This window comes from Spirochaeta lutea (genome assembly GCF_000758165.1).
Classification (GTDB): domain Bacteria; phylum Spirochaetota; class Spirochaetia; order DSM-27196; family Salinispiraceae; genus Spirochaeta_D; species Spirochaeta_D lutea.
In genome coordinates this window covers 1-1,226 of sequence record NZ_JNUP01000019.1, presented here as the reverse complement: position 1 = coordinate 1,226, position 1,226 = coordinate 1, and the positions used below count along the sequence as shown (strand labels likewise).

Sequence of the window (1,226 nt, the reverse complement as noted above, 5' to 3'; positions counted from 1 at the left end):
CGCGCGTTATGCTTATTGAGAGTGAAGGTGAAGTTTGATTGATAGAATTTATTCAATATTTATTGGTATCTCTCAATATCACGAAATGACAAAATTAGATGGCACAGTTAATGATGTTCAGCGTCTGAAGAAGATTTTAGTTGATGAAAAAGACACTGCAATTATCCTAGATAAAAACTGTCAAATCAAAATCAACATAGACTCCAGTACCCTCAGGGAAATTATCTGTGATTTTTCTTTGGGCAGAACTTCCATTAATGATATTTTAATTTTTTATTTTTCAGGACATGCCACCATTCTTTCCAACAATGATCTAGGACTTTGTTTGGTCGACACACGAATAAACCATATTTCAGATTCAGTCGTGCCGATATCGACCGTCAGGATCTCCGAGTTGATTGATACTCTTGCCATCTCCAAGATAGACCCCATCTTTGTATTAGATTGCTGTTTTAGCGGTACGGCAGGCGAAACATTCTTGCAATCCTATTCTGATACACGAAAATCATTTGACAGATCTTTTGGATCAACCTATGCCTTATTTTGTTCAGCAATGAATTGGGAAACCTCACTTGATTTTTTTGGTGGAGGACCCTTTAGCGAGGGAATCTTCAAAGTAATCAATCAAGGAAACAATAGCGATACAGGAAAAAGAAAACAGTATTTAAACCTAACCGACGTATTCTCTGGATCGAGAAAGGAACTAGAGCGTACATCTGGTCAAAAATGCCAGCTTTTTCTCGGCGCAGGATTTCCAGAAGTCCCAATTGCTAAAAACAAGCATTATCAAAAACGCAAGGAAAAATTATCAACCGCTCAACAAAAAGTTTTGAATATACTTTTTAATGATGGTTCTCCAAGGATTTTAACAACATCTGATTTGCAAGCTCTTGGATCATCAGAACATACAACATATTCGAAATTGGGGTATGCACCAGCGTGGAACTTAATCAACAAAAGGGGCCGACAAGTAGAACTCAGCGATAGAGGATTGGAGCTTATGCAAGGAAAGATAGCAATACCAAAATCTATATACCTAAATTCAGAAACGGGAGAATGGATACCTGAAGAAAACACAGATACTTTTCAAGTTGATAATGAGCAAACCTTATTATGAACAAAGCATAACATGCGCTTCAACGCGACGTTGCTTCGCAACGCGCGTTAAGCGGATGTTAAACATATTTCAGTGCGATTACTCGTTTCATTGGCTGGTGACCAGGGTC

At 38.1% G+C, this 1,226-nt stretch carries 1 protein-coding gene; it reads left to right on the top strand.

The window, feature by feature from the left end:
- Positions 1-34 precede the first annotated feature (34 nt).
- A complete protein-coding gene (locus tag DC28_RS02110; protein WP_037545258.1) occupies positions 35-1,117 on the top strand; it encodes a caspase family protein in 1,083 nt (360 codons plus the stop codon).
- Positions 1,118-1,226: the final 109 nt, after the last annotated feature.